This window comes from Roseococcus thiosulfatophilus, assembly GCF_017311575.1.
GTDB classification, from domain to species: Bacteria; Pseudomonadota; Alphaproteobacteria; order Acetobacterales; family Acetobacteraceae; genus Roseococcus; species Roseococcus thiosulfatophilus.
The window spans coordinates 224,532-246,418 of the sequence record NZ_JAFFQY010000011.1 but is presented as its reverse complement, the minus strand read 5'-3'; the positions used below and the strand labels follow the sequence as shown (position 1 = coordinate 246,418).

Sequence of the window (21,887 nt, the reverse complement as noted above, 5' to 3'; positions counted from 1 at the left end):
GGAGAGGCAAGATGGCCGAGACATTCGACCTGGTGGTGGTGGGCGGCGGGCCTGGCGGCTATGTGGCCGCCATCCGCGGCGCGCAGCTCAAGATGAAGGTCGCGCTGGTGGAGCGCGAGCACCTGGGCGGCATCTGCCTCAACTGGGGCTGCATCCCGACCAAGGCGCTGCTGCGCGCCTCCGAGATCAACCACCTGCTGCACAGCCTCGACGCCTATGGCTTCGCGGCCGACAATGTGCGCTTCGACTTCGCGAAGGTGGTGAAGCGTTCGCGCGGGGTGGCCAACCAGCTTTCGGGCGGGGTGAAGCACCTGCTCAAGAAGAACAAGGTCACGGTGTTCGACGGGCAGGGGGCGCTGGCCGGGCCGGGCAAGCTGAAGGTGACGAAGGAAGGGAAGGATGTCGCGGCGCTGGAGGCGAAGCACATCATCCTGGCCACCGGCGCCCGCGCCCGCGTGCTGCCGGGCATGGAGCCGGACGGCAAGCTGATCTGGTCCTACCGTGAGGCGATGGTGCCGGCTTCCCTGCCGAAAAAGATCATCGTCATGGGCTCGGGCGCCATCGGCAGCGAGTTCGCGTCCTTCTACCTCAACATGGGCGCCGAGGTGACGCTGATCGAGGTGATGGACCGCATCCTGCCCGTCGAGGACGCCGAGATCAGCGCCTTCGTGCACAAGGCCTTCGAGAAGCAGGGCATGAAGGTCATCACCAATGCGCGCGTGCAGGGCGTGCGGAAGGGCGCGGACAGCATCACGGCCATCGTGGAAGCGAATGGCAAGGTGCAGGACATCACGGCCGACAAGCTGATCTCGGCGGTCGGCATCGTGGGCAATGTGGAGAATCTCGGCCTGGAGGGCACCAAGGTCGAGGTCGAGCGCACCCATGTGAAGACCGACCCCATGGGCCGCACCGGCGAGCCCGGCGTCTATGCCATCGGCGACCTGACGGGCGCGCCCTGGCTCGCGCACAAGGCGAGCCATGAGGGCATCATCTGCGTGGAGGCCATCGCGGGGATGCACCCGCACCCGATGGACGTGCTGAACATCCCCGGCTGCACCTATTGCCGCCCGCAGGTGGCGAGCGTGGGCCTGACCGAGGCGCGCGCCAAGGAGGCCGGGCACGAGGTGCGCGTGGGCCGCTTCCCCTTCATCGGCAATGGCAAGGCCATCGCCATGGGCGAGCCCGAGGGCTTCGTGAAAACCGTCTTCGACGCCAAGACCGGTGAACTCCTGGGCGCGCATATGGTCGGGCCCGAGGTGACGGAGATGATCCAGGGCTATGGCATCGCCCGCACGCTGGAATCCACGGAAGCCGAACTGATGCACACCGTCTTCCCCCACCCGACGGTGAGCGAGGCGATGCATGAGAGCGTGCTGGATGCCTATGGAAGAGTGATTCACATTTAGCTTGCCTCAGACGCCGGCGCGCGCTCCGCGCGCTTGGCTTTCGCCGCGCTTCGGGTGCGCGGGTCGTGCGGTTGGTTGGGCGGCGCCGGCCGCTGTGCGGCCGGAGCGTGGGGAGGGGGCGCCGCGCCCCATTCAGCGGCAGGGGGCTGGGGAAAACCTCGCCCCGCGCTATATGGAGCCACCATGGCCCGCATCGAGATCGACCACCGCAGCAAGGCGGAGACCGCCCGCACCGGCGCCGCGCGGCACCCGGAAAAGGCGAACCGCCCCGACAACCCCATCCAGCGGAAGCCCGCCTGGATCCGGGTGAAGGCGCCCACCCACCCGATCTACCACGAGACGCGCGCCCTGATGCGCGACAACAAGCTGGTCACGGTCTGCGAGGAAGCGGCCTGCCCCAACATCGGCGAGTGCTGGTCCCAGCGCCACGCCACCATGATGATCATGGGCGAGATCTGCACCCGCGCCTGCGCCTTCTGCAATGTCGCGACCGGAATGCCCAACGCGCTGGACGGTGACGAACCCCGCCGGGTGGGCGAGGCGGTGGCCAAGCTCGGCCTGCGGCATGTCGTCATCACCAGCGTGGACCGCGATGACCTGGCCGATGGCGGCGCCCGCCACTTCGCGGAGACCATCGCCGCCATCCGCGCCAGCGCGCCCGAGACCACGGTCGAAATCCTGACGCCCGATTTCCTGCGCAAGCCCGGCGCGCTGGAGGTGGTGGTGGAAGCCCGGCCGGACGTGTTCAACCACAATCTGGAAACCGTGCCGCGCCTCTACCCCAGCATCCGTCCCGGCGCGCGCTACTACCATTCGCTGCGGCTACTGGACCGCGTGAAGCAGCTCGACAAGACGATCTTCACCAAGTCCGGCATCATGGTGGGCCTGGGCGAGGAGCGCATCGAGGTGCAGCAGGTGATGGATGACCTCCGCAGCGCGGAGGTGGATTTCCTGACGGTGGGGCAATACCTCCAGCCCACGGTGAAGCACGCCGCCGTCGCCCGTTTCGTGGAGCCCGCGGAGTTCGAGGACTATGCCAGCATGGCCCGGGCCAAGGGTTTCCTGCTGGTCTCGGCCACGCCGCTGACCCGCAGCTCCTACCACGCGGACCGGGACTTCGCGGCGCTGAAGGAAGCGCGCCTCAAGGCATTGGGCGCCTGATGCCCACCCATGCCGAAAAGCGCATCCTGCGCCACCGCCCGGAGGAGGTCTTCCAGATCGTCGCCGACGTCCACCGCTACCCGGAATTCCTGCCCTGGTGCGTGGGCGCGCGCGTGCTCAGCCGCGACGAGACCAAGCTGGTGGCGGACCTCACCATCGGCTTCAAGATGTTCCGTGAGACCTTCCGCAGCGACGTGACGCTCCAGCGGCCGGAGATGATCCAGGTGCAGTACCTGGACGGCCCCTTCCGCTATCTGAACAACACCTGGAAGCTCAACCCCGTGCAGCAGGGCACGGAGGTGGATTTCTTCGTGGACTTCGAATTCAAGTCCCGCCTGTTGCAGGCCGTGATCGGCACCGTCTTCAACGAGGCCACGCGGCTGATGGTGCGCGCCTTCGAGCGCCGGACCATGCAGGTCTATGGCCGCAACTCCGCCGCCGCGCCGCGGCCGGCGGAAGTGCCTTCCGCGCCCGGCTAGCGTCCGATCGGTGGAATCATCGGGGCGTGAATCGGCCGCCGCGGGCAAGAACCCCCCGTTCCCGGCGCGGGCAAAGCGTTCTAGCCTTCGCGCCATGGTCCACGCCCCCAACCGCCCGCCCGCCGGTGCGCCGCCCGTGCGCATCAACCTTTATTCCGACACCCAGACCCGCCCTACGCCGGCCATGAAGGCCGCGATGATGGAGGCCGAGGTGGGCGACGAGCAGCATGGCGACGACCCCACCGTCCATGCGCTGTGCGACCGCATGGCGGCGCTCATGGGCAAGGAGGCGGCGATGTATCTGCCGTCCGGGACCATGTGCAACGTCATCGCCATCCTCACCCACTGCAAGAAGGGCGATGAGGTGCTGGCGCACGAGACCAGCCACATCCTGCACAGCGAAGGCGGCACCCATGCCGCGCTGACGGGCGTGCAGATCATGCCGTTGAAGGGCGCGCGCGGCCTCTTCACCGCCGATGATGTCCGCGCCGGCATCCGCCCCAAGACCCGCTACGCGCCCCCCCAGCGCATGCTGGAGGTGGAGCAGACCGCCAATATCGGTGGCGGCGTGGTCTGGCCGCTGGAACAGCTCACCGCCGTCACCGATGTGGCGCGCGAACAGGGCTGGGCCACGCATATGGATGGCGCGCGGCTGATGAATGCCTGCGTCGCCGCCGGCGTGGCGCCGAAGGACATGGTGGCGGGCTTCGACAGCGTCTGGCTCGACTTCACCAAGGGGTTGGGCGCGCCGCTGGGGGCCGTGCTCTGCGGCAGTTCGGAGTTCATCGGCGAGGCCTGGCGCTGGAAGCAGCGCCTGGGCGGTTCCATGCGCCAGGCCGGCATCTGCGCCGCCGCATGCCTCTACGCGCTGGACCACCATGTGGACCGGCTGGCCGACGACCACGCCAACGCGAAAGCCCTCGCGCGCGGCCTCGCGCAGATCGAGGGCGTGGTGGTGGAGGAGCCGGACACCAACCTCGTCTTCTTCGACATCAAGGGCACGGGCGTTTCCGTGGAGGAACTCCAGCGCCGCCTCGCCCTGCAGGGCATCATGGTCAGCGGCCTCGGCGGCCGCGTGCGCGCCTGCACGCACCTGGACGTCACGGCGGCCATGATCCCCGAGGCCGTGACGGCCATCCGGGATGCGCTCCACGCCTGACCCCTGGGCGCGCGCCCGCCGTGGCGCGCGCGCCGACCGCTCCGGCCGCGACGCCGAGGCCATCGCGCGTGACCTGCTGCGGGCGGAGGGTTGGACCATCCTCGCCGAACGCGCCCGCACCCCGGCGGGCGAACTGGACCTGATCGCCGAACGCGCCGGGCTGCTGGTGTTCGTCGAGGTGAAGGCCCGCCCCAGCTTTCGTGACGCCGCCTATGCGCTCACGCCCCGCCAGCAGGCGCGGCTTCAGGCGGCGGCCGGCATCTGGCTGGCCGCGCATCCCGGCCATGGGGCCGCGGGAATGCGCTTCGACGTCATCCTTGTCGCCGCCGATGGGGCGGCGCGGCGCATCACGGACGCGCTGCGGGCCGGCTGACGGCGCTGGTGGTGGTCCAGCCCGGACGCGGACGATAGGCGTCCAGGTAGTCGTGGTTCATGAAGAACTCGTCGCGCGGGAACATGTCCGTCAGCGGCGGGTCCACCCGGGCGGTCTGCGGCGTCCAGACCTGCACCTCGCCCGCGACGAGGTGGCCGAGATCGGTGATGGAGGGGTTGCCGCGCTGGATGAAGGCCAGCGTCTCGGGCGCGCGCAGCCGCTCGATCAGCGCGGCCTGGTCGAGATGGATCGGCTGGTCGCTGCCGATCAGCGCGTTGAGGGGCCGCAGCAGCACCACATGCGGGAAGACGGCGGCGAAGGTGTCCACCACGCGCCAGGTGGGCGCCCATTGCACATAGATTCCGCCGGGGGCCAGCCGGTCCCGCACCTGCTGCAGGAACTCCGCGCTGTAGAGCAGGCCCGAATTCGAGGTCTGCGGGCGGATGGCATCGGCCTCGATCACGTCATAGAGCGTGTCGCCCTGGGTCAGCGCGCGCCGTCCGTCGCCGGCCTCCAGCCGCACGCGCGGGTCGGACAGCAGGGCCGCCACACCCGATTCCGGCCGAACGCGGGCGATGTGGCCCAACGCGTCCAGCACGGGTGCGATGAGTTCCACGCCACGGATCTCGCGCGTGGCGGGGTTCACGGTCGCGCCATAGGGCGTGCCGCCGGAGCCCACGCCGATGGCCAGCACCCGCTGTGGGTCGGGGTGGATCAGCGGCCCCAGCATGCCCAGCAGGATATGCGCGTCGAGGAAGGGCACGAAGCCCTGGCCGAAGCCCATGATGAAGAAGCGGCCCGGCTGGCGGCCCTGGCCCTCGCCATGCTCGCGCCAGAAGGCGATGCCGGAGCGGTCCTCGCCCCAGGCGAAGCGCGCCTGCTCGGGCAACCCGTGCAGCCGCGCCCAGAAACGCTCATTGCTGGGCATGACCAGCGCGATCGCGGCCGTGGCCACGGCCAGGGCGGCGGTCCAGGGGCGCGAAGGCCCGCGCGCCTGCCACAGCCAGGCGCCCAGCAGGCCGAGCGAGACGACGGCCAGCAGCAGCATCGTCCCCATCGTGCCGAAGAAGTGGAAGGTGATGAGGCCCGTGCCGATGGACCCCGCCGCATTGCCCAGGATGTTGGCCAGCTGCACCCAGCCCACCCGCGCCCCCACGCTCGCCAGGTCCTGCTGCACCGCGCGCTGCACGAAGGGGAAGGTCATGCCGATGATGAAGGAGGGCGGGCCGACCACCGCCACGATGATGGCTGTGGAGATGGCGAGGTGCGTGGGCCCGAAGCGGTCGAAGTCGGGCGCCATGAAATCGGCCAGCGGCGAATGGCCCATGGCCCACCACAGCGCGCCCAGCAGCAGCGCCCCCAGCGCGAAGCCCGCGCCCTGGGTGAGGAAGAAGGCCGGCCGCGGGTCGCGCATGTTCCGCACCATGCGCGCGGCCAGCGCCATGCCGAGGCCATCGGCCAGGAGGAAGACGCCGAGGATGGTCGGGAAAAGATAGGCGTGGAACTGCCCCACCTGGCCCAGCATCCGCACCCAGACGATCTCGAGCGCCACGATCACATAGCCCGAGAGGAAGACCAGCAGGCACCACAGCGGGAGCCCGCCGAAGGGGGCGGGGCCGCTGGTCACGGAGCGCGTCGCCACCGCCCGCGCCGGCACCTCGCGCGAGAGGGAGGCGAGCAGCGTCAGCGCCAGGATGGCCGCGATGACGTCGAGGGCCGCGGCCAGTCCCAGCGCGCCCACAAAGCCCAGGTGGCCCACGATGAACCAGCCGCCCACCAGCGCGCCCATCCCCGCGCCCAGGGTGTTGAGGCCGTAGAGCGTGCCCAGGCGTTCGGCGATGGAGCCGAGGTCCGTCGCCACGGCGCGGGCCAGCAGCGGCAGCGAGGCACCCATCAGCGTCGTGGGGATGACGAGGCCCGCGAAGCACAGCGCGAAGATGGCGGCGGCGCTCTCCACCTGGTCCACCATGCCGATGGCCAGGAAGTCATAGAGGAAGGGCTTGGAGGCCAGCGCGCAGGCGGCGACCGCCAGTTCCGCCATCGCGAAGGCCAGCATCGCGCCGCGCGGCGAGAGCCTGTCCGCGACCTTGGCGCCGATGATGGAGCCGAGCCCGAGGCCCGAGAGGAAGGCGCTGACCACCAGCGCCGCCGAGACGGTGTCGGAGCCCGCGAAGACCCCCAGCATGCGCTGCCAGATGATCTGACACAGGAGCGCGCCAAACCCCGAGAGGAAAAAGGCCACCATCAGCCGCGTCATGTGCCCGCCCCGGAAGATTATAATTCTGGGTTGACCCGGTGCCGGCAGCTCATGGCGGATTTGTGGCGAGACCGGTGATTTCGTAAGGCGCCCGCAAGGTTCTGTTGACGAAGCGACCAGAGCGGTTTCCCCTTCATCCAAACCACATCACAGGGAGGTTCCCATGCGCGCCTGGGCCGTCGTCGAGAACGGAAAGCCACTCCAGGAAATCGAGCTGCCCACCCCCGAGCCGCAGGGCGATGAGGTGCTGCTGGAAGTGACCCATGCCGGCGTCTGCCACAGCGACCTGCACATCTGGGAGGGCGAGTACGACATGGGCGCCCGCGGCAAGCTGCGCATGACGGACCGTGGGTTGAAGCTGCCGCTGGCCATGGGCCACGAGATCGTGGGCAAGGTGCTGAAATGGGGCCCGGGCGCCAAGGGGCAGGGGCTGAAGAAGGGGCAGGTCCGCCTCGTCTTCCCCTGGGTCGGCTGCGGCAATTGCGCCCGCTGCAAGCGCGGCGAGGAGAACATGTGCGCGGTGCAGTCGCGCTCGCTGGGCGTCTACCAGAATGGCGGCTACGCGACCCATGTGCTGGCCAGCCACTGGCGCCACCTGATCCCGATTGACGGCCTGGACCCCGCGCTGGCTGCAACCTATGCGTGTTCGGGCGTGACCGTCTATTCGGCCATCCGCAAGCTGATGCCCATGGGCAAGAAGGAGCCCATCGTGGTGGTGGGCGCGGGCGGGCTCGGGCTGCAGGCCATCGCGGTGCTGGCCGGCATGGGCCACAAGCGCATCTGCGCGGTGGATGTGGACCAGGCCAAGCTCGACGCCGCGCGCGCCCAGGGCGCCACCGAGACGGTGCTGGCGGGCGGCGACGACACGGCCAAGCGCATCATCCAGGCCTGCGGCGGCCCGGTGCAGGGCGTGATTGACCTGGTGAACGGCAGCCAGTCGGCGCTGGCGGCCTTCGACGCGCTGGGCAAGGGCGGCAAGCTCATCCAGGTGGGGCTGTTCGGCGGCGAGATGCGGGTGCCGCTGCCGCTGATGCCCATCCGCGCCATCACCATGCGCGGCAGCTATGTGGGCAGCCTCACGGAGCTGCGGGAGCTGGTGGAGATGGCCCAGAAGGGCAAGATCCCGCCCATCCCGGTCAGCACCGCCAAGCTGCATGAGGCGGATGCGGTGCTGAACCGGCTGCGCGAGGGGAAGATCACGGGGCGGACGATCCTGACCGCGTCCTGAGGTTTTTGGGCGGCCGATTCACGCGGCCGGCTAGCGCCGGCCACGATCGGAGGCCGGTGCTGCGCGGCCGATTCACGCGGCCGGCTGTGCCGGCCACGATCGGACGCGGGCCTCAGCCAAACCGCGCCCTGAGCCACGCCCCGGCCGCCTCCACCGCGCGGTCGGCCGCCCCCACCTGGCCGAGCGCGCGGAGAAAACCGTGCACCGTGCCGGGGAAGGCCTGCATTTCCAGACTGACCCCGGCCTCGCGCAGCCGGTCGGCGAAGGTGAAGTTCTCGCTGGCCAGCACGTCCAGTTCCGCGATGTGCAGCAGGGTGGAGGGCAGGGCGGAGAGGTCGCCCCGCATGGGCGAGGCGAAGGGCGAAAGCCGCGCCACCGGGTCGGGGCAATAGGCGTCCCAATAGAAGCGCATCTTCTCGAAGGTCAGCCCGTAGCCCTGGCCGAATTCGCGGTAGCTCGGCGTGTCGAGCACATGGTCGAAGACGCCGTAGTTCAGCAGCAGGCCGCGCAAGGGGACGGGGGCGGGGCATTCGGCATCCAGCAGCGCGAGGCCGGCGGCGAGGTTGGCGCCCGCGCTGTCGCCGCCCAGCACGATGCGCGTGGGGTCCACCCCCAGTTCCGCGCCGTGCCTGGCGACATGGCGCAGCACGGCCGCGCATTCCTCCAGCGCCTGGGGGAAGACGGCCTCCGGGCTCAGCGCATAGTCGGGGCCGAGCACCACGCAGTTCGCGGCGGCGGCATAGCTGCGCATCAGCCGGTCATGGGTGTCTATGCTGCCCCAGACCCAGCCGCCGCCATGCAGGTAGATGACCACGGGCAGGTTGGGATCCTGGCTCGGCCGGTGCAGCCGCACCTGCATGCGCCGCCCGCGGATGGGCAGCCAGAGGTCGCGGCTTTCGGCCATCACCGGCCCGCCCTCGGAGAGCGGTTCCTGCGGGCCGTCATTCAGCCGCCGCTGCTCGTCGAAGGAGCCGCTGCGCGGCGGCGAGGGAAAGATGATGGGGGGTTGCCGCGCCATGCGCGCCGCCATCATCGCGTTGAACTGCGCCATCTCGGGGTCGAGGCGCGGGTCGGTCGGGCTGGGTTCTGCTGTCATGCGGGCGGCCTATGATTTAGCCTCAGCGCAGCGCGCCCCGTCATTTTCCGCAAGATGCCGTTCCCATGTCCATGATCCTGAACGCCCGCCCCGGGCCGGGTTTCCGCGAGACGTCCCTGTTCCGCCCCGCCTCGGTGGTGCTGCTGGCGGACCCTGGCCTGCCCGAATCGGCCATCCTCGCGCGCAACCTGGCCAGCGGCGGCTTCCAGGGCAGGCTGATGATCGAGGGCATGGCGCACCCCGGCTTCGGCACGCATGACGCGCCGGCGGAGCTGGCCGTGCTCAGCCTCGCGCCCCCCGACCAGGAAGAGGCACTGCTGGCGCTCGCCGCCACGGGCTGCCGGGCGGTGGTGGTGCCGGTGGCGGCACCCGGCCTCGCGCGGATGGCGGCGGCGGCGGGCGTGCGCGCGCTGGGCGAGCGCAGCTTCGGCCTGGCCATCCCGGCGCTGGGCTTGAACGCCACCCTGGCCCAGGCGCCCATTCCGCGCGGGGGGCTCGCCTTGATGGCGCAATCCTCGGCGGTGGCGCGCGCGGTGCTGGACTGGGCGGTGGCGGAGGGGCTGGGCTTCAGCCACATCATCGGCGTGGGCGCCAATGACGATATCGGCTTCGCGGCGGGGCTGGACTGGCTGGCGCGCGACACGGGCACGGCCTGCGTGCTGCTGGAACTGCGGCGGGTGAAGCAGCGGCGGCTCTTCGTCTCGGCGGCACGGGCGGCGGCGCGGACGCGGCCCGTGCTGGCGCTGCGCCCCGGCGCGCGGGCGGCGGACCCCTCCGGCGTGGTGGAGGCGGTGATGGAGGCCACCTTGCGCCGCGCCGGCGTGCTGAGCGCGCGCGGGTTGGAGGATTGGCTGGCCGCCGCCGCGACGCTCGCCCGCGCCAAGCCGCGCACGGGGCAGGGCCGGGGCGATGCGGTGGCGATCGTGGCCAATGGCCTCGGCATGGCGCGGCTCGCCGCCGATGCGGCGCTGCGCGAGGGGCTGCGCCTCGCCACCCCCGGCGCGGAGACCGACGCCCTGCTGGCCCCCCTGCTGCCCGCGGGCTGGCCGCTGCGCCACCCGCTTTCGCTCGGCGGGCGGGCGGGGGGGCAGTTGCTGGAGGCGGCGCGGCTGCTCTCGACCGACCCCGGCGTGGATGTCGTGGTGGCGCTGCGCGCGCCGGAGGAGGGATCGCTGGCCCCGCTGGCCGTGCCCCGCGCCGGGCGTGGCGCGCCCATCCTCTTCTGCATGCCGGGCGAGGCGCGCGCGCCCTTCGTCGCCGCCGGCCTGCCCAGCTTCGCCACGCCGGAAGCCGCCCTGCGCGGCGCCGCCCATCTGGCGGAGGAGCGCCGCAACCGCGCGGCCGCGGCCGAGCTGCCCCCCTCCCAGGTGCTGGAGGTCCACCCCGAGGCGGAGAAGGTGCGGGCCATCTTCGCCGCCGCCCGCGCCGCCGGCCGCCTGGTGCTCTACGAGGATGAGGCGCTGGCGGTGCTGGCCGCCTATGGCGTGCCGGTGGTGGAGCACCGCCTGGCCGCGACGCCGGAGGAGGCCGCCGCCCATGCCGAGGCGCTCGGCCCGCCCTTGGTGCTGAAGGCCCGCACTCTGCTGGCGGACAAGAGCGAGTTCGGCGCGGTGATGCTGAACCTGCGCGAACCCGCCTCGGTGCGCGAGGCGGCGGCCGCCATGGCGGCGGAGATGGCGCGCCTCGATCCGGGCGCGGGTTTCGCGGGCTTCCTGTTGCAGCGCCAGGCGCCGCGCGGCCAGCTGGAACTGCGGCTGCGCGCGGGGGAGGAGGCCATGTTCGGCCCCTGGATCGGCTTCGGCCAGGGCGGCACCACGGCGGAACTCGCCCGCGACGAGGCCTTCGACCTGCCGCCGCTGAACCTGCCGCTGGCCCATGGCTTGATCGCGCGCACGCGGCTTTCCGCCCTGCTGCCTGGCTTCCGCGACCGCGCCCCGGTGGACGAGGCCGCCATCGCCGACACGCTGGTGCGCTTCAGCCAGCTGCTGGTGGACTTCCCCGAAATCGCTTCGCTCGACGTGAACCCGCTGCGCGCCGACGCCCGCGGCGTGGTGGCGGTGGACGGGCATGTGGTGCTGCGGCCGGCGGGGGAGCGCGCCATGCTCGCCATCCCGCCCTATCCCGCGCATCTGGGCGGGCTCTACACCGCGCCCGATGGCCGTGTCTTCGAGGTGCGCCCCATCCGCCCCGAGGATGCCGAGGCGCAGGGGGCCATGTTCCGCGAGATGCCGCCCGAGGATGTACGCTACCGCTTCTTCTCGGTGATGAAGGAGTTGCCGCCGCCCCTGCTGGCCCGCCTCACCCAGATCGACTACGGGCGGGAGATGGCCCTCATCGCCACGCGCGAGGGCCGCACCTTCGCCACCGCCCGCGTGATCCGCGAGCCCTTCGGCACGGCGGCCGAATTCGCCGTGGGCGTGGTGCCGGCGGCCAAGGGCACAGGCCTTGCCCGGCACCTGATGGCCCGGGTGGAGGAGTGGGCGAGGGCCGAGGGGGTAACGGAACTGGTCGGCCATGTGCTGGCGGACAACCGCCCCATGCTGCATTTCTGCGAGAAGCTGGGCTACCGCCTGCGCCGCAGCCCCGAGGACCATGACATCATGCTGGCGGTGAAGGTGCTGGAACCGGCGGGTTGACGTCAGGCCACGCGGCGGGCGAGGCTCGAGCCCAGGGAGAACGCAAGCACAGGCCATCCATGTCCGGCACCGCCGGCCATCGAGGAGCGATGCGATGCGTTATGTTCTCGCGATGCTGGCGAGCCTGCTCGCCCTTCCCGCCCAGGCGCAGGACCGCGCCCTTCTCCAGCTCGACTGGATCCCGACCGGGGAGCATGCCGCCTATTTCGCCGGCGCCCAGCGCGGCATCTGGCGGGAGCTGGGCATTGACCTCTCGCTGACGCGCGGCTTCGGCTCGGGCGACACCATCAACAAGCTGGCCAATGGCGCGGCGCAGTTCGGCGTGGCCGATATCGGCGCGCTGATGGTGGCGCACGCGCGGCAGAACGTGCCCGTGACCACGGTGATGCAGGTCTACACGCATTCGCCGCATTCCATGTTCGTGCTGCGGTCGAGCAACATCACGAATTTCCGGCAGCTGGAGGGGCGGCGCATCTCCATCACGCCCGGCAATTCCCACCGTCTCTATTTCCCCGAGGTGATGCGCCGCGCGGGCGGCAATGCGGACAGCATCACCTGGGTGAACATGGATGCTTCCGCCATGGCGGCCATGCTGATCTCGCGCCGGGTGGATGCCGCGCCCTTCTTCGCCATCCATCACTACTACCAGAACAAGGCGGCGCAGCGGGCGGGGCAGGAGATCGTGGCCCTGCCCTTCGTGGAGACGGGCTTCGCCATCTACTCGACGGGCCTGGTCGCGACCGATGCGCTGATCCAGCAGAACCCGGACCTCGTGCGCCGCTTCGTGCAGGGCGCGCAGCGCAGCTTCGAATGGGCGCGCGACAACCAGGCCGAGGCCTGCCGCCTGCACGTGACCCGCAACCCCGAGGTGGCGCAGGATGATTGCGAGGGCAGCCTGCGCGCCACCATGACCTACGTCTTCAACGACCACCAGCGCGCCACGGGCTTCGGCCGCTGGGAGAATGACCGCCTGGCCTTCACCTGGCGCAATGTGGCGGAAAGCCAGCAGATCGACCCAGCGACCATCAACCCCACCAGCTTCATCACCACGAACTTCCTGCCGTGATCCTGCTCTCGGGCGTGGGCAAGACCTTCCGCGGCCGCGATGGCGGCCGCGTGGAGGCGCTGTCGGACATCACGCTGCGCGTGGCCCCTGGCGAGTTCGTGGCCATCGTGGGCGCATCGGGCTGCGGCAAGTCCACGCTGCTGCGGCTGGTGGCGGGGCTGGTGCCCGTCAGCCTCGGCCGCGTCGAGGTAGGGGGCGAGCTGGTGACCGAGCCGCGCGCCGACACCGCCATGGTCTTCCAGGCGCCCACCCTGCTGCCCTGGGCCGATGTGCTGCGCAACGTGACCTTCCCGCTGCGGCTGATGGGCAAGGCCACCTCGCGCACCGAGGAGGATGCGCGCGCCCTGCTGGCGAAGGCGGGCCTGGCGGGCTTCGAGACCAAGCTGCCGCGCGAGTTGTCGGGCGGCATGCAGCAGCGCGTCGCCATCTGCCGCGCCCTGCTGCAACAGCCCCGCGTGTTGCTGATGGACGAGCCCTTCGGCGCGCTGGACGCGCTGACGCGCGAGGAGATGTCCATCGAACTTCTGCGCATCTGGGCCGAGACGGGGGCCGCGGTGCTGTTCGTGACGCACTCCATCAGCGAGGCCGTGCTGCTGGCCGACCGCGTGGTGGTGATGAGCCCCCGCCCGGGCCGGATCGCGGACATCATCGAGGTGGGGCTGCCCCGCCCGCGCGACTTCGCGCAGGAGGGCACACCCCAGTTCCACGAGGCCGCCCAGCGCATCCGCGCCCTGATCTACGCGAAGAAGGAGGTGGCCCATGGCGCGGCCTAATCTCTCCGGCCCCATCGCCGTGATCCTGCTCTTCGTGCTGTGGGAGGGCAGCGTGCAGGCCTTCGGCATCCGCGAATTCCTGCTGCCGGCGCCGAGCGTCATCGCCTCCGAGGCCTGGACCATCCGCGGCGCCATCCTGAACCACACGCTGGCCACCTTGCAGACGGTGCTGCTGGGCTTCGCGGCGGCGGTGCTGATCTCGCTGCCGCTGGCGATGGCGATCGCCTCCTCGCCGGTGATCTCGGCGGCCATCTATCCGCTGCTGGTCATCACGCAGTCCATTCCGAAGGTGGCGCTGGCGCCCATCCTGATCGTGGCGCTGGGCGCCAACGAGGTGCCGCGCGTGATCGTGACCTTCCTCGTCGCCTTCTTCCCGCTGGTGGTGGCGAGTGTCGCGGGGCTGCTGGCGGCGCCGCCCGAACTCATCGAACTCGGCCGGGCCTGCCGCGCGGGGCGGGTGCAGCAGATGCTGCGCATCCGGCTGCCCTATGCCGTGCCCTTTGTCTTCGGCGGGCTGAAGGTGGCGGCCGCACTTTCCGTGGTGGGCGCGGTCGTGGCCGAATTCGTGGGGGCCGATGCGGGGCTGGGCTACCTGATCCAGACCTCCATGGCCTTCTTCCGCACGCCGCTCGCCTTCGCCGCCGTCGTCATCCTGGCCCTGATGGGGATGACGCTGTTTGCCCTTGTGGGGCTGATGGAGCGCATACTCTTCCCCTGGTCCAGCTCCAGCCAGACCAACATCCCCGCCGCCTGAGGAAACGCAGCATGGCCACCATGAAACCCGGCTTCACCATCATCCGCGGCGCGCGCCTGGCCGACCCTGCCCTGCGCCGCGCCGAACCGACCGATGTGCTGATCCAGGACGGCGTGATCCGCGAGGTGGGCGTGGGCCTGGCGGCCCCCGAGGGCGCCGAGGTGGTGGACGCGGCCGGCATGGTGATCCACCCCGGCCTCATCAACGCGCACACCCACGGCCATGGCGGCCTGGCGCGCGGGCAGGGCGACAAGTGGACGTTGGAACTGCTCCTGGCCGCCGGCCCCTGGATCTCGGGCGGGCGCAACCTCGAAGACAAGAAGCTCTCCACCCTCATCTGCGCGGCCGAGATGGTGGCGAAGGGCTGCACCGCGGCCTATGACCTCTATTACGAATTCCCGCTGCCCTCGCGCGAGGGGCTGGATGCCGTGGCCGAGGCCTATGCGGAGGTGGGCATGCGCGCCGTCGTCGCGCCCATGGTGGCCGACCGCACCATGTATGAAGCGATCCCCGGCCTGATGGAGGCCCTGCCACCTGGCCTGCAGAAGGATGTGGAGGCGCTGCGCCTGCGCCCGGCCGAGGAAACGCTGGCCGCCATGTCCGGCATCCTGAAGAACTGGCGCTGGAATGCCGCGGACATCCGCGCGGCCGTCGCCCCCACAATCCCGCACCACTGCTCCGACGCCTTCCTGTGTGGGTGCATGAAGCTGGCCAAGGACCACGGCGTGGGGCTGCACAGCCATGTGGGCGAAAGCAAGGTGCAGGCCATCACCGGCATCAAGCGCTATGGGCGCACCCTGCTGCAGCACATGGACCACCTCGGCCTGGTGGATGAGAACTTCACCGCGGCCCATGCCATCTGGCTCGATGATGACGACCTGAAGCTGATGCGCGACCGCGGCGGCGCGCTGGCGCACAACCCGGGTTCCAACATGCGCCTGGGCAACGGGATGTTCCGGCTGCGCCGCGCGCTGGATCTCGGCGTGAATGTCGGCATCGGCACGGATGGCGTGAACTGCTCCGACAACGGGAACATGTATGAGGCGCTGCGCTACGCCTCCATGGTCAGCAAGGTGCAGTCCCCGGACCCCCGCACCTGGGCCAGCGTGGAGGAGGTCTACAAGGCCGGCACCCAGGGCTCGGCCCGCGCGCTGGGCTTCACCGATGTCGGCGCCATCGCGCCGGGGATGAAGGCGGACATCGTCTTCCTGGACCTGAACAGCCTCTCCTGGATTCCGCACAACTGGACGGTCAACCAGATCGTCCATGCCGAGGACGCGACCGGGGTGCGCCACGTCATGATCGGCGGCGACTTCGTCTACTATGACCGCAGGCACACGAAGCTCGACATCGCCAAACTGGCTGCCCAGGCCGAGGCCGCCCGCGCCCGCCTGGAGGAAGCCAGCACCGCCATGCGCCACCTCTACGACAAGCTGGAACCCGTGGTGTCGAGCTTCTGCCCCGGCCTGGCCGCCCAGCCCTACCACCTGAACCGCTACCTCTGCGACGCGCCGGGGTCGGGGGTCTGAGGGGCGCGCTGGCAGGGGCTGCCGCCCCCGCCAGACCACCCCCGCCAGGGGCCGTGGGCCCCTGACCCCGTTCGATTCAGTGGGTATTCGGAGGGAGGGGCGTCACGGGTGCGCGTTCGATCCAGGGCACGCTATGCCCCTCCCTCCGAATACCCATTAAGTCAAAGGGTTCCGAGGGCCTGGGCCCTCGGCGGGAGGGGTGCGGGGAGGGCGGCGCCCTCCCCGCAGCGCCCCCTCAGGCCGTCCGGTCCACCCCGCCCGCGTGGAGCGCGGCCTGGGCGGCCGCCAGGCGTGCGACGGGCACGCGGTAGGGCGAGCAGGAGACGTATTCCAGCCCCACGGTTTCGCAGAACTGGATGGAGGCCGGGTCGCCGCCATGCTCGCCGCAGATGCCGAGCTTGAGGCCGTTCTTCACGCTCCGCCCGCGTTGCGCCGCGATCTCGACCAGCGCGCCCACGCCTTCGACGTCCAGCGACACGAACGGGTCCTTCGGCAGGATGTTCTTCTCGACGTAGGAGGGCAGGAACTTGCCGGCGTCGTCGCGCGAGAGGCCGAAGACCGTCTGCGTCAGGTCGTTCGTGCCGAAGCTGAAGAAGTCGGCGCTTTCGGCGATCTGGTTGGCGGTGAGGGCCGCGCGCGGCAGCTCGATCATGGTGCCCACTAGGTATTCGATGGTGGTGCCGGATTCCGCGAAGACCTCGGCGGCCATGCGGTCCACCTGGGCGCGGGTGATGTCGAGCTCGCGCTTGGTCATCACCAGCGGGATCATGATCTCGGGCACCGGGGCCGCGCCGGTTTCCTTGGCCACCTGCACCGCGGCCTCGAAAATGGCGCGGGCCTGCATCTCGTAGATCTCGGGGTAGGAGATGCCCAGGCGGCAGCCGCGATGGCCGAGCATGGGGTTGGCTTCCGACAGGTCCGCGGCCCGGCGCTGCATGGCCACCACGTCCACCCCCAGGCCCTCGGCCACCTCCGCGATCTCGGCGTCGCTGTGCGGCAGGAATTCGTGCAGCGGCGGGTCGAGCAGGCGGATCGTCACCGGCAGGCCGGCCATGATGCGGAACAGGTCGTGGAAGTCCTGGCGCTGGAAGGGCAGCAGCTTGGCGAGTGCGGCGCGGCGGCCGGTCTCGTGCTCGGACATGATCATCTGCCGCACGGCGCCGATGCGCTCGGGGTCGAAGAACATGTGCTCGGTGCGGCAGAGGCCGATGCCCTCCGCGCCGAACTTGCGCGCGGTTTCGGCGTCCAGCGGCGTCTCGGCATTGGCGCGCACCTTCATGCGGCGCACCTGGTCGGCCCATTCCATCAGCGCGGCGAAGTCACCGGAGAGCTGGGGTTCGATCATGGCGACGGAGCCGATGAAGATCTCGCCCGTCGCGCCATCCAGTGTGATGGTCTCGCCCGCGCGGATGATGTGCCCGCCGGCGGAGAGCGCCTGGGCGGTGTAGTCCACCGTGATGCCGCCCGCACCCGCCACGCAGGGCCGGCCCATGCCTCGGGCGACGACCGCCGCGTGGCTGGTCATGCCGCCGCGGGTGGTCAGGATGCCGCGGGCGGCGTGCATCCCGTGGATGTCCTCGGGGCTGGTTTCGATGCGGACGAGGATGACGCTCTCGCCCTCGCGCGCGCGCAGCTCCGCCTCATCGGCGCTGAACACCACCACGCCGCAAGCGGCCCCCGGCGAGGCCGGCAGGCCCTTGGAGAGCAGCTTGCGCGGCGCCTTCGGGTCCAGCGTCGGGTGGAGAAGCTGGTCGAGCGAGCCGGGCGCGACGCGCTTGATGGCCTCGCTCTGGTCAATCAGCCCCTCGCGGCACATGTCCACCGCGATCTTGAGGCTGGCGGCCGCGGTGCGCTTCCCGTTGCGCGTCTGCAGCATGTAGAGCTTGTTCTGCTGGACCGTGAACTCGATGTCCTGCATGTCCTTGTAGTGCTTTTCCAGCGTCTCGCGGACGCGGACCAGCTCGGCATAGGCGGCGGGCATCACCTCTTCCATCGGGCGCTCGCCGGGCTTGGCGCGCAGCTTGGACATGGGCTGCGGCGTGCGGATGCCGGCCACCACATCCTCGCCCTGCGCGTTCACCAGGTATTCGCCGTAGAAGATGTCCTCGCCCGTGGACGGGTCGCGCGTGAAGCAGACGCCCGTCGCGCAATCCTCGCCCATGTTGCCGAAGACCATGGCCTGGACGTTCACCGCCGTGCCCCATTCGGCCGGGATGTCGTGCAGGCGGCGATAGGTGATGGCGCGCTGGTTCATCCAGGACCCGAAGACGGCGCCGATGGCGGCCCAGAGCTGGGCCTCGGGCTCCTGCGGGAAGGGGTTGCCGGTCGCTTCCTGCACGGCGTCCTTGTAGCCGGCGATGACGGTCTTCCAGTCCTCGGCGGTCAGCGCCGTGTCCTCGATTACGCCGCGGTCGAGCTTCACGCCCTCGATGATTTCCTCGAAGCGGTGATGGTCCACGCCCAGCACCACGCCGCCGAACATCTGGATGAAGCGGCGGTAGCTGTCCCAGGCGAAGCGTTCATCGCCGCTGGCCCGCGCCAGGCCTTCCACCGTCGCGTCGTTCAGGCCGAGGTTCAGCACCGTGTCCATCATGCCCGGCATGGAAACCCGCGCGCCGGAGCGCACGGAGACGAGCAGCGGCTTGTCCGTGTCACCGAATTTCAGGCCAACGGCGTCCTCCACGCGGGCGAGCGCCGCGCGCACCTGGGCCTGGAGTTCGCCCGGGTATTGCTCGCCATTGGCATAGTAGTGGGTGCAGACCTCGGTCGTGATGGTGAAGCCGGGGGGCACGGGCAGGCCGATGCTGGCCATCTCGGCCAGGTTGGCGCCCTTGCCGCCCAGGAGGTTGCGCATGTCCGCGCGGCCCTCATTGCGGCCGGCGCCGAAGCTGTAGACCCACTGCGTCATGCGGACATGTTCCCTTGAGCTTCGATTTTCGACAGGTCGGCCACGCGGTCCATGGCCGAGCGCAGCCTTGAGAGTAGCCGTAAACGGTTTTTCCGGAAGGCGGGGTCATTGACCAGCGTCTTCTCGAAGAAATCATCGGTGGGGGCGCGAAGCGCGGCCAGGGCCGCCATGGCGGCGGGGAAGTCCTCTGCCGCGAGGGCGGCCTTTACGGCCCCCTCGGCCTGGGTCAGCGCCGCGTTCAGCGCGCGTTCCTCCGGCGCCTCCAGCGCGGCCTCGTCCACCGGGCCCTGGTGGGGCCCGTCCTTCTTGTCCTCGATGCGGAGGATGTTTTGCGCGCGCTTATAGGCCGCGAGCAGGTTTTTCCCGGCTTCGGTGTCCATCAGGGATTGCAACGCCGCCGCGCGGGAAAGGATGCGGGTGATGTCGTCATCCTCCCCGATGGAGGCGGCCACGAGGTCGTGGCGGGCACCCTCGGCGCGGAGCTGGACGCGGAGGCGGTCCAGCAGGAAGTCGAGCACGCCGCCCGCGAAGGCCGCGACCATGGGCGGGTGCCGGCCCTCGGGGGGCGCGCCCGCCTTCATCCGCTCGGTGGCGACGGACATGCCGAATTCCGGGCGGGCGGTGGTGCCGGTGGATTGGGGGAAGCCGAAGAAGGCCTCGCCCATCACATCAGCGAGGTTCAGCCGCAGCCCATTCTCCCGCACCATCCGGATCACCCCCAGCGCCGCCCGCCGCAGCGCATAGGGGTCGCCCGAGCCCGTCGGCCGCTCATCCACCGCGAAGAAGCCCGCCAGCTGGTCCAGCTTGTCCGCCAGCGCCACCGCGACCGCCACGGGCTCCGTCGGCACCGCATCGGTCGGGCCCAGCGGGCGGTAATGCTGCGCGATGGCGTCGGCCACCCGCGCATCCTCCCCCTGAGCGCGGGCGTAGTAGCCGCCCATGACGCCCTGAAGCTCTGGAAATTCGCCCACCATGCCCGAGGCCAAATCCGCCTTGCACAGCAGCGCCGCGCGCTCGGCCAGCGCCACATCGGCGCCCACCAGCGGCGCCAGGTGCCCCGCCAGCCGCACCAGCCGCTCCACCCGCTGCCGCTGCGTGCCGAGCTTGGCGTGGAAGGTCACGTCCTCCAGCTTCGGCAAAAAATCTTCCAGCTTCTGCTTGCGGTCCTGGTCCCAGAAGAAGCGCGCATCGGACAGGCGCGCGCGCAGCACGCGCTCATTGCCCGCCACCAGCGCGGCCCCGCCATCGCTGGCCGCGATGTTCGCCACCAGCGCGAAGCGCGGCGCGGCGCGGCCGTCCGGGTGGCGCAGCGCGAAGTAGCGCTGGTTCACGCGCATGGAGGTCCGCATCACCTCGGGCGGCAGGTCCATGAAGGCGTCGTCAATGCGGCCCAGCAGCGGCACGGGCCATTCGACCAGGCCCGCCACCTCGGCCAGCAGGCCTTCATCGGGCACCACCTCCAGCCCCTCCGCGGCGGCGAGCGCCGTGATGCCCTCGCGGATCACGGCCATGCGCGCGCCCGCGTCGCGCAGCACGAAGCGTTCGCGCAATTCCGCCTCGTGCTCGGCGGCCGAGGTCACGGGGAAGGGGCCGGGCGCATGGACGCGATGGCCCTCGCTGATGGCCGCACCCACCAGCCCATGCGCGCCGTCCTCGCCGCGCGCCAGCGCCACCGGCACCGAACGCCCGTCCAGCAGGCAGAGCACCCGTTGCAGGGGCCGCACCCAGGTCAATTGGCTGGTGCCCCAGCGCATGGATTTGGGCCAGGGGAAGGACCACAGCAGGTCCGGCAGGGCGCGGGCCAGCAGCGCCTCGGCGGTGATGGTCTCGCCGGGCTTCACCAGCACCAGGAAGCCGTTCTGCTCGACCAGTTGCTCGCGCGTCGCGTTGTGTTTCTTGAGGAAGCCGGCCAGCGCCTGTTCGGGCGCGCCGAGGCGGGGCCCGCGTTCCTCCTTGGCCGGCGTCTCGGCCGAGAGCGCCATTTCGCCCACCAGCCCGATGCGGCGCGGCCCGTGGAAGCCCTGAGGCGCCACCGTCATCAGCGGCGCGAGGGCGGCGGCGGCGAGGCGGCACAGGTCGTCGGCCGCCCGCGCCTGCATCCGCGCCGGAATTTCCTCGGTGACGAGTTCGATCAGAAGCTCGGCCATCAAGCGGCGCCCTCCAGCCAGGTCTCGCAACAGGCCTTCGCCAAATTCCGCACGCGGCCGATATAGGCGGCGCGCTCGGTCACGCTGATGGCGCCGCGCGCATCCAGCAGGTTGAAGCGGTGGCTGGCCTTGATGCAGTGGTCATAGGCGGGCAGGGCGAGCTTCTGCGCCACCAGCGCGTTGCATTCCTGCTCGGCCTCCTCGAACTGGCGCTTCAGCAGCGCCACGTCGGCATGTTCGAAGTTGTGGGCGGAGTATTCGCGTTCGGCGCGGAGGAACACCTCGCCATAGGTCACGCCCGCGTCGTTGAAGCGCAGATCGTACACGTTCTCGACGCCCTGGATGTACATGGCCAGGCGTTCGAGGCCGTAGGTCAGCTCGCAGGAGGGCACCTCGCAGGCGATGCCGCCGACCTGCTGGAAATAGGTGAACTGCGTCACCTCCATGCCGTCGCACCAGACCTCCCAGCCCAGGCCCCAGGCGCCGAGCGTGGGGCTCTCCCAGTCATCCTCCACGAAGCGGATGTCGTGCAGCGCGGGGTCGAGGCCGAGTGCCCGGTAGCTGTCCATCAGCAGCGCCTGCGGGTCGCGCGGGCTGGGCTTCAGGATCACCTGGTACTGGTAGTAGTGCTGCAGCCTGTTCGGGTTCTCGCCATAGCGCCCATCCGACGGGCGGCGGGAAGGCTGCACATAGGCGGCACTCCAGGGCGTCGGGCCCAGCGCGCGCAGGGTGGTGGCCGGGTGGAAGGTGCCGGCGCCCATCTCCATGTCATAGGGCTGGAGGATGAGGCAGCCCTGCGCCGACCAGAAGGCGTGCAGGCGCAGGATGATGTCCTGGAAAGACAGGGGGCGGGTCAAGGTCATTTCAATCCGGGCAACGGCGTTGCAGCGCAGCATACTCAACCCCTCGCAGAGC

At 70.5% G+C, this 21,887-nt stretch carries 16 protein-coding genes; 11 read left to right on the top strand and 5 right to left on the bottom strand.

The annotated features are described in order from the left end of the window. Positions 1–11 precede the first annotated feature (11 nt). From lpdA to JTN19_RS06845, 5 genes are all read left to right on the top strand, one after another. Positions 12–1,406 carry a dihydrolipoyl dehydrogenase gene (gene lpdA / locus JTN19_RS06865; protein ID WP_206931160.1) on the top strand — a complete coding sequence of 465 codons (1,395 nt, stop codon included), beginning with the start codon at positions 12–14 and terminating at the stop codon, positions 1,404–1,406. A gap of 183 nt (positions 1,407–1,589) precedes the next feature. Then, entirely contained in the window at positions 1,590–2,567 is a 978-nt protein-coding gene (gene lipA, locus JTN19_RS06860; RefSeq protein WP_206931159.1) for a lipoyl synthase, read from the top strand. Then, positions 2,567–3,046 carry a type II toxin-antitoxin system RatA family toxin gene (locus JTN19_RS06855; protein WP_206931158.1) on the top strand — a complete coding sequence of 160 codons (480 nt, stop codon included), beginning with the start codon at positions 2,567–2,569 and terminating at the stop codon, positions 3,044–3,046. The genes lipA and JTN19_RS06855 overlap by 1 nt, the downstream gene beginning before the upstream one ends. 94 nt (positions 3,047–3,140) lie before the next feature. Continuing rightward, positions 3,141–4,205, top strand: a complete 1,065-nt coding sequence (locus JTN19_RS06850; protein WP_206931157.1) for a threonine aldolase family protein — start codon at positions 3,141–3,143, stop codon at positions 4,203–4,205. Further along, positions 4,189–4,578: a YraN family protein gene (locus JTN19_RS06845; RefSeq protein WP_206931156.1), complete on the top strand. Its 390-nt coding sequence runs from the start codon at positions 4,189–4,191 to the stop codon at positions 4,576–4,578. Before JTN19_RS06850 ends, JTN19_RS06845 begins: the two co-directional genes overlap by 17 nt. Here the strand turns inward: JTN19_RS06845 and JTN19_RS06840 are convergent. Continuing rightward, on the bottom strand, positions 4,553–6,823 hold the full coding sequence (locus tag JTN19_RS06840) for a fused MFS/spermidine synthase (RefSeq protein ID WP_206931155.1): 2,271 nt from the start codon (positions 6,821–6,823) through the stop codon (positions 4,553–4,555). The two genes, JTN19_RS06845 and JTN19_RS06840, sit on opposite strands and share 26 nt — an antisense overlap. Positions 6,824–6,998: 175 nt before the next feature. On the opposite strand from JTN19_RS06840, the gene JTN19_RS06835 reads away from it, so the two are divergent. Beyond that, positions 6,999–8,063 (top strand): alcohol dehydrogenase, encoded by a 1,065-nt coding sequence (locus JTN19_RS06835; RefSeq protein WP_206931154.1) that lies wholly within the window; start codon positions 6,999–7,001, stop codon positions 8,061–8,063. Positions 8,064–8,175: 112 nt separating this feature from the next. On the opposite strand, the gene JTN19_RS06830 is transcribed toward JTN19_RS06835, so the two are convergent. Further along, complete coding sequence (locus JTN19_RS06830) at positions 8,176–9,159, bottom strand: alpha/beta hydrolase fold domain-containing protein (RefSeq protein WP_242530924.1); 984 nt, start codon at positions 9,157–9,159, stop codon at positions 8,176–8,178. 65 nt (positions 9,160–9,224) lie between these two features. Here JTN19_RS06830 and JTN19_RS06825 point away from each other — a divergent pair, with 65 nt between their 5' ends. From JTN19_RS06825 to JTN19_RS06805, 5 genes are all read left to right on the top strand, one after another. Continuing rightward, positions 9,225–11,795 carry a bifunctional acetate--CoA ligase family protein/GNAT family N-acetyltransferase gene (locus tag JTN19_RS06825; RefSeq protein ID WP_206931153.1) on the top strand — a complete coding sequence of 857 codons (2,571 nt, stop codon included), beginning with the start codon at positions 9,225–9,227 and terminating at the stop codon, positions 11,793–11,795. Between the two features lie 94 nt (positions 11,796–11,889). Continuing rightward, entirely contained in the window at positions 11,890–12,861 is a 972-nt protein-coding gene (locus tag JTN19_RS06820; RefSeq protein ID WP_206931152.1) for an ABC transporter substrate-binding protein, read from the top strand. Continuing rightward, positions 12,858–13,634, top strand: a complete 777-nt coding sequence (locus JTN19_RS06815; RefSeq protein WP_206931151.1) for an ATP-binding cassette domain-containing protein — start codon at positions 12,858–12,860, stop codon at positions 13,632–13,634. Before JTN19_RS06820 ends, JTN19_RS06815 begins: the two co-directional genes overlap by 4 nt. Then, positions 13,621–14,388 (top strand): ABC transporter permease, encoded by a 768-nt coding sequence (locus JTN19_RS06810; RefSeq protein ID WP_242530923.1) that lies wholly within the window; start codon positions 13,621–13,623, stop codon positions 14,386–14,388. The genes JTN19_RS06815 and JTN19_RS06810 overlap by 14 nt, the downstream gene beginning before the upstream one ends. 11 nt (positions 14,389–14,399) lie before the next feature. Beyond that, positions 14,400–15,917: an amidohydrolase family protein gene (locus tag JTN19_RS06805; RefSeq protein ID WP_206931150.1), complete on the top strand. Its 1,518-nt coding sequence runs from the start codon at positions 14,400–14,402 to the stop codon at positions 15,915–15,917. A gap of 235 nt (positions 15,918–16,152) precedes the next feature. Here JTN19_RS06805 and ppdK read toward each other — a convergent pair whose 3' ends face one another. From ppdK to JTN19_RS06790, 3 genes are read right to left on the bottom strand one after another with little or no spacing between them, the layout of a single operon-like run. Next, complete coding sequence (gene ppdK, locus JTN19_RS06800) at positions 16,153–18,825, bottom strand: pyruvate, phosphate dikinase (protein WP_206931149.1); 2,673 nt, start codon at positions 18,823–18,825, stop codon at positions 16,153–16,155. Continuing rightward, a complete protein-coding gene (gene glyS / locus JTN19_RS06795) occupies positions 18,822–20,972 on the bottom strand; it encodes a glycine--tRNA ligase subunit beta (RefSeq protein WP_206931148.1) in 2,151 nt (716 codons plus the stop codon). The genes ppdK and glyS overlap by 4 nt, the downstream gene beginning before the upstream one ends. Next, on the bottom strand, positions 20,972–21,829 hold the full coding sequence (locus tag JTN19_RS06790; RefSeq protein WP_456315792.1) for a glycine--tRNA ligase subunit alpha: 858 nt from the start codon (positions 21,827–21,829) through the stop codon (positions 20,972–20,974). The genes glyS and JTN19_RS06790 overlap by 1 nt, the downstream gene beginning before the upstream one ends. Between the last annotated feature and the right edge of the window lie 58 nt (positions 21,830–21,887).

Excerpts from the sequence above, each read along its gene's own strand:
- JTN19_RS06830 (WP_242530924.1), bottom strand. The coding sequence starts at position 9,159 with ATGACAGCAGAACCCAGCCCGACCGACCCGCGCCTCGACCCCGAGATG.
- JTN19_RS06810 (WP_242530923.1), top strand. The coding sequence starts at position 13,621 with ATGGCGCGGCCTAATCTCTCCGGCCCCATCGCCGTGATCCTGCTCTTC.
- glyS (WP_206931148.1), bottom strand. The coding sequence starts at position 20,972 with ATGGCCGAGCTTCTGATCGAACTCGTCACCGAGGAAATTCCGGCGCGG.
- JTN19_RS06850 (WP_206931157.1), top strand. The coding sequence starts at position 3,141 with ATGGTCCACGCCCCCAACCGCCCGCCCGCCGGTGCGCCGCCCGTGCGC.
- JTN19_RS06805 (WP_206931150.1), top strand. The coding sequence starts at position 14,400 with ATGGCCACCATGAAACCCGGCTTCACCATCATCCGCGGCGCGCGCCTG.
- JTN19_RS06825 (WP_206931153.1), top strand. The coding sequence starts at position 9,225 with ATGTCCATGATCCTGAACGCCCGCCCCGGGCCGGGTTTCCGCGAGACG.
- JTN19_RS06820 (WP_206931152.1), top strand. The coding sequence starts at position 11,890 with ATGCGTTATGTTCTCGCGATGCTGGCGAGCCTGCTCGCCCTTCCCGCC.
- JTN19_RS06835 (WP_206931154.1), top strand. The coding sequence starts at position 6,999 with ATGCGCGCCTGGGCCGTCGTCGAGAACGGAAAGCCACTCCAGGAAATC.
- lpdA (WP_206931160.1), top strand. The coding sequence starts at position 12 with ATGGCCGAGACATTCGACCTGGTGGTGGTGGGCGGCGGGCCTGGCGGC.
- JTN19_RS06840 (WP_206931155.1), bottom strand. The coding sequence starts at position 6,823 with ATGGTGGCCTTTTTCCTCTCGGGGTTTGGCGCGCTCCTGTGTCAGATC.
- JTN19_RS06855 (WP_206931158.1), top strand. The coding sequence starts at position 2,567 with ATGCCCACCCATGCCGAAAAGCGCATCCTGCGCCACCGCCCGGAGGAG.
- ppdK (WP_206931149.1), bottom strand. The coding sequence starts at position 18,825 with ATGACGCAGTGGGTCTACAGCTTCGGCGCCGGCCGCAATGAGGGCCGC.
- lipA (WP_206931159.1), top strand. The coding sequence starts at position 1,590 with ATGGCCCGCATCGAGATCGACCACCGCAGCAAGGCGGAGACCGCCCGC.
- JTN19_RS06845 (WP_206931156.1), top strand. The coding sequence starts at position 4,189 with ATGCGCTCCACGCCTGACCCCTGGGCGCGCGCCCGCCGTGGCGCGCGC.